General features: G+C 49.9%; 5 protein-coding genes and 1 tRNA gene. All 6 read right to left on the bottom strand.

What is annotated here, in order from left to right; translation table 11 throughout:
- Window positions 1-169: 169 nt before the first annotated feature.
- Window positions 170-255 (bottom strand) — tRNA-Leu (locus QMA35_RS04475).
- Window positions 256-346: 91 nt separating this feature from the next.
- The gene (gene secG / locus QMA35_RS04470) at window positions 347-769 is read right to left on the bottom strand and encodes a preprotein translocase subunit SecG (RefSeq protein WP_281645931.1); all 423 of its coding nucleotides are present in this window, start codon (window positions 767-769) and stop codon (window positions 347-349) included.
- A gap of 3 nt (window positions 770-772) precedes the next feature.
- Window positions 773-1,543, bottom strand: a complete 771-nt coding sequence (gene tpiA / locus QMA35_RS04465; RefSeq protein ID WP_281645930.1) for a triose-phosphate isomerase — start codon at window positions 1,541-1,543, stop codon at window positions 773-775.
- A gap of 128 nt (window positions 1,544-1,671) precedes the next feature.
- Window positions 1,672-3,009: a phosphoglucosamine mutase gene (gene glmM, locus QMA35_RS04460; protein ID WP_281645929.1), complete on the bottom strand. Its 1,338-nt coding sequence runs from the start codon at window positions 3,007-3,009 to the stop codon at window positions 1,672-1,674.
- Window positions 3,010-3,068: 59 nt separating this feature from the next.
- Window positions 3,069-3,911 carry a dihydropteroate synthase gene (folP, locus tag QMA35_RS04455; RefSeq protein ID WP_281645928.1) on the bottom strand — a complete coding sequence of 281 codons (843 nt, stop codon included), beginning with the start codon at window positions 3,909-3,911 and terminating at the stop codon, window positions 3,069-3,071.
- A gap of 164 nt (window positions 3,912-4,075) precedes the next feature.
- On the bottom strand, window positions 4,076-6,049 hold the full coding sequence (gene ftsH / locus QMA35_RS04450; protein WP_281645932.1) for an ATP-dependent zinc metalloprotease FtsH: 1,974 nt from the start codon (window positions 6,047-6,049) through the stop codon (window positions 4,076-4,078).
- Window positions 6,050-6,321: the final 272 nt, after the last annotated feature.

Below are 6,321 nucleotides of genomic sequence, written 5' to 3'. Positions count from 1 at the left end.
AGCGGGGGCCAGATTTGAACTGACGACCTTCGGGTTATGAGCCCGACGAGCTACCAGACTGCTCCACCCCGCACCAAAACTTTAAAATTCTGTCACTAAAACTTGCAAATCGAACAACTCATTCACACTTCAGCAACTTAGAGCCCACGCACTGAACCCTATTGAAAACTGGTGCCGAAGGCGGGACTTGAACCCGCACGTCCATAGGACACCACCCCCTCAAGATGGCGTGTCTACCAATTCCACCACTTCGGCTTCAAATACTGCTTCTTCTTTGAACTACTCACCAGCTTCCACTAACAATTTCTAAATGACAGCCATCTAGCCCTGCCATCATCGTCAGCATCTACTCTTTTGGAGCACCTCCCTCAGAAGACGCGGCAGAGTCTACCACAGGAGTTTCAGAAGAATCTACTGTAAAATCACCAACTTCCGGAACATCAGAAGAAGCAGTCGGAACCTCCCGTTCAACAGGTACAGAAACCTCCTGAGTAGCCGCAGGCAATCCCAGAACACCACCATCAGACAGTACTTCAGCCTTATCTTTAGCTACCATAGCCAGAGCAATACTGGTTACAAAGAACACAGTCGCCAGAATAGCTGTGGAGCGAGACAGGAAGTTACCAGAGCCAGAGCTGCCAAAAACAGTCTGAGACGCACCAGAACCAAAAGACGCACCAGTGTCCGCCCCCTTACCCTGTTGCAACATAACCAGGCCAATCAGGCCCAAAGCCACTAAAACATGAACAATTAGAATTACTGTTTCCATTCTTTAATCCGCAGCACGACAGATAGAGAGAAAGTCCTGTACGCTCAAAGACGCACCACCCACAAGGCCACCATCAACGTCCGGCCCGGCAAAAATTTCTGCCGCATTTGAACCTTTTACGCTGCCACCATATAGAATCCGGGTACGAGTTGCCATATCTGCATCATGCTCAACCAGCAATTGACGGATAGAAGCGTGTACCTCCTGAGCCTGCTCGGGAGTTGCTGTCAGGCCAGTACCAATCGCCCATACAGGCTCATAGGCAATAACCAGCTTTTCCAGAGCTGCCGCATCCACATGATTGAGAACAGCTTTTACCTGCCGGGATACAACTTCCATAGTTTTATCAGCTTCACGCTCTTCCAGCGTTTCACCAACACACAATACAGGAATAAGGCCGGCCTTACCCGCACGCTCAACCTTGACTGCAACATCAGCATCAACCTCCCCAAAAAGGGAACGACGCTCGGAGTGACCAGCAAGAACCATAGTACAGGAAAAATCCTGCGCCATAGACACAGAAACCTCACCGGTAAAAGCTCCTTTTTCCTCGGCGCAGATATTCTGCAACCCCCAGGAGATGGTGGACGAGGCCAGCACATCTGCCACCTGCTGAACATAGATAGAAGGAGGAAATACAGCGATATCAACCTTACCTGTCAGCTCTTCTCCACCAGTCTGGGCAATTCCGGAGTTTAACCCATTCAACAGCGCCGACACTGACTCACGGGATCCATTCATTTTCCAGTTACCGGCAACAAGCGGCTTACGCATACAGAACCTCATTATGAGAAGGGACGGAATGTTAGCGTATGGTCAACACCCCTGACAATGGGGCATACAACCAAAATGTGCGACCACACCCGCGATCGCACAGAAGAATTGGGAGAAAGGGAGGTTGGTTAGCCCAACTCAGCCTCTACAACATCTGCAAGAGCACGGCAGCGCTGGGAGACTTCATCGGCATCATCACCCTCAATCATAACCCTGATCACAGGTTCGGTACCGGATGTGCGCAACAGTACCCGACCACGACCAGCCATATCATTTTCGGTTTGGGTAATAGCATCGGTAATCGCCTCATTAGCTTCTGGATTCATACGTTCAGCCATGCGAACATTAATCATGGTCTGAGGGTACTTCACCATATCACCGCAGAGATCAGCCAGACTGCGGCCAGTTCCCACCATTACCCGCAACACTTGCAGGGCAGCAACAATACCATCTCCAGTCGTGGAAACATGGCGACAGATCAAGTGACCGGAAGACTCTCCGCCTAGCTGCCAACCTTTAGCCAGTAACTGTTCGTTAACGTAGCGATCGCCCACTTTAGCGCGAACAAATGGTATACCCGTACCTTCCATAGCCTTTTCCAGACCAAGATTTGACATCACAGTTCCAACAACACCGCCCGCCAACTCTCCCTGTGAGTGACGGTAACGAGCAATAACGCACAGCAATTCATCACCATCAATCTCACGACCAGTGTGATCCACCATCAGCACTCGATCACCATCACCATCAAAGGCAATACCAAGATGGGCATGTTTTTCAGCAACAGCTTCTTTCAGAGCATCAAGATGAGTAGAACCAACACCCTTGTTAATATTCAGGCCGTCTGGACTGACACCTATAGCATCAACCTTCGCGCCCATCTCACGAAATACATCTGGCCCCACGTGATAGGTTGCACCGTGGGCAGCATCAATAACAATATGCAGACCAGACAGGTCAAGGTGAGGACGAACAGTTGCTTTGCAGTACTCAATGTAACGGCCAGCCGCATCCTCAACACGCTTGGCACGACCAAAATCTGCCGGATCAGCAACTTCCATTTCCTGATCAAGCATCTCTTCAATAGCCAGCTCTACAGCATCTGGCAGTTTAGTACCCTGAGAAGAGAAGAACTTAATGCCGTTGTCATAGTAAGGATTGTGAGAAGCACTGATCACAATACCGGCATTAGCATTAAAGGTACGGGTCAGGTATGCAATCGCCGGAGTTGGCATAGGCCCAAGCAGCCAGGCATCAACACCCGCTGCAGACAGGCCAGCCTCCAGCGCTGACTCAAACATATAGCCAGACAAACGCGTATCTTTACCGATCAATACCCGGTTCGCACCATGACCAGCAAAGACCTTACCGGCCGCCCAGCCAAGCTTCAGGACAAATTCCGGTGTAATAGGGAACTGACCAACCCGCCCCCGTACACCATCCGTTCCGAAATACTTGCGACTCATAACTTTCCTTTCCTTGCCACCGCCACACCCTCACTTCGGGAATAGCTGCATAAATACAGTCAGGCTGCAGCCACAGCCTCTAACATAGCCAGCATATCAACCGTTTCCTTTACATCATGAACACGGACAATCTGCGCGCCAGCCTGCGCCAACATCAGAGCAACCGCAAGACTTCCTGCAAGACGCTCATCTGCCCCATTACCCAATACAGAGCCAATAAAAGATTTTCTTGAAACACCTGCCAGTACAGGCATCCCCAAACTATGCAGCTCCGCAAATCTTTTCACCAGCGCAAGATCATAGGCCGGCGTTTTACCAAACATTCCGCCACCAAAGCCCGGATCAAGAATAATTTTTTCTTTTGCGATACCTGCCAGCTCGCAGACTTTAACCCGCTCGACCAGATACTCAACAACCGATTCCATGACATCATTGTACTCTGGCACAAACCCCTGCACAGGCTGCTCCACCAGTGAATGCATTAAAACAACTGGCACACCACATTCAACTGCCGCCTCTAACGCACCAGGCCGGCTTAGCGCACGAACATCGTTAATAATGCCCGCACCAGCCTGTACTGCTGCCTTCATAACCCGGGCAGAGCTTGTATCAATAGAAACGATCACATCTGACTCTACCGATAGAGCCTCAATGACCGGAACAACACGGTCAATTTCTTCGTTCTCAGAAACCAGCTGGGCATTAGGGCGGGTAGATTCACCACCAACATCAATAATCCCCGCCCCCTGAGAGATCATCTCTCTGGCATGCTCAAGCGCCTTATTTAGAGTCGTGTAGCGCCCACCATCCGAAAACGAATCCGGTGTCACATTAAGAACCCCCATAACACTGGGGCGGGTTATATCAAGAATTCGCCCTGCACAGTCGAGAGATGTCTGCATAGCTCGAAACTACTGATCCATAGGTGAAAATAGCCGAGAAGTATACGCATAAAACCCGGAACCACGAATAGCACCTGCGTAAAAGAACGAAAATATAGGCGAGAATTATCTTCTTCAAAAACACAAAAAGGAGCCGAAGCTCCTTTTTGTGTTTCTATTTTTGCTTAATGCTGACCGGCAGGGCCACCAACTGGCTTATCACCTTCATCCGGGGCATTGTCATCTATATCATCAGCAGGTGGCGCATCACTCTTAGGTTCAGACTCTTCAGCCTTGGCCTGCGCACCACCGGAAGCACTATCATCCTTATCCCAATCTTTTGGAGGACGAGGCTTGCGACCTTCCATAATATCGTCGATCTGTGGAGCATCGATGGTCTCATATTCCATGAGCGCATCTTTCATCAACTCCATCTTATCCCTGTTCTCATGCAGCAGCGTCTCTGCCGTCGCATAACAGCTGTCGATAAGTGATTTCACTTCTTGATCAATCAGCTTCGCCGTTTCACCACTCACACCCTGATGATGAGAAGCCTGACTCTTACCCAGGAACACCTCACCCTCTTCCTCACCAAATAGCAACGGACCCAGCTTTTCAGACAAGCCCCACTTAGTCACCATATTGCGAGCCATCTGGGTGGCCTGTTGAATATCGTTAGACGCCCCGGTTGACACACCATCCTTGCCATAAAACATCTCTTCGGCAATTCGGCCACCATACATGGAAGCTACACGCCCAATCAGGTAACGACGACTATAGCTAACCTTATCTTCCTCTGGCAGGTACATGGTGACACCCAGTGCACGACCACGAGGAATAATGGAAACCTTGTATACCGGATCATGTTCAGGCATCAGGCGACCGACAATGGCATGACCCGCCTCATGATAAGCAGTCATTTCCTTATCTTTCTCACTCATCACCATAGACTTACGCTCTGCGCCCATCATGATTTTATCTTTGGCCTGATCAAACTCAAGCTTGCCAACAGTGCGCTTGTCTGCACGAGCTGCAAACAGCGCTGCTTCGTTGACCAGATTCGCCAGATCAGCACCAGAGAAACCAGGTGTACCACGAGCAATTACGCTGGCAACAACATCATCACCGCAAGGAACCTTACGCATGTGAACTTTAAGAATCTGTTCACGACCACGAATATCTGGCAGAGGCACCACAACCTGACGGTCGAAACGTCCTGGACGCAGCAGCGCTGGGTCAAGCACGTCCGGGCGGTTAGTTGCAGCAATTACAATGATGCCGTCGTTTGCTTCAAAACCGTCCATTTCAACCAGCAATTGGTTCAGAGTCTGCTCACGCTCATCGTGACCACCACCCATGCCAGCACCACGATGGCGACCCACTGCATCAATTTCGTCGATAAAGATAATGCAGGGAGCTTGCTTCTTAGCCTGTTCAAACATGTCACGGACACGGGATGCACCCACGCCTACGAACATTTCAACAAAGTCGGAACCGGAAATAGTAAAGAATGGAACCTTGGCTTCACCGGCTATAGCTTTTGCCAGCAGAGTTTTACCGGTACCGGGAGAACCAACCATCAATACGCCGCGAGGGATACGACCACCAAGACGCTGGAACTTGCTGGGATCCTTCAGGAAGTCCACCAATTCCTGTACGTCTTCTTTAGCCTCATCCACACCAGCAACATCAGAGAAAGTTGTTTTAATTTGGTCTTCAGATAAAAGGCGCGCCTTACTCTTACCAAAGCTCATGGGGCCGCCTTTGCCGCCACCACCGCCCTGCATCTGGCGCATAAAAAACATGAAAACTGCAATGATGACCAGAATCGGGAAGCTGGCTACCAGCAACTGGGACCAGATGCTCTGCTTCTCAATAGGCTTGGCTTCAACCTGAACACCGCTGCGGAGCATTTCATCCATCAGCTTGTCATCCCGAACAGTCGGGGGCAGGTTGACCTCAAAGCGTTCATTATTGGTATAAGTGCCGGTCAGAGTATAACCGTCAATCAGTACGCGACTGACCTGGCTGTTATCTACCTGCGTCACAAAGTCGGAGTAATTGACCTTCTGGGTAGAAGATTGCATGCCATCGAAGTTTTTAAAAACCGTCAACAACACGAGGGCTATTATCACCCAGAGAATCAGATTTTTTGCCATGTCATTCAAATGTGTACCCTCACCGAGCGCATTCGGTACGGCTGATAACTTTTGGCTCTGTATCAGGCGAAAATGCCAGAGCGTCTTTAGCTGAGGAGGAGGACACCGCAAAATGCGATGTCACACTTCCAACATTACTACAGATTGGAAAGCAGAAACAGCATTCAAAGCCAGACTCTCACTATCCAACCTATTACCTAAATCTATGAACCCTGCGCAGAGATAAATACCCTACACAAAGACTTGGTTACTTCTTGGGGGCAGTATTTGTG

The organism is Parendozoicomonas sp. Alg238-R29, from assembly GCF_947331445.1.
Taxonomy (GTDB): Bacteria; Pseudomonadota; Gammaproteobacteria; order Pseudomonadales; family Endozoicomonadaceae; genus Sansalvadorimonas.
The sequence above is the reverse complement of the archived record's forward strand: the minus strand, read 5'-3'. Positions and strand labels throughout refer to the sequence as shown.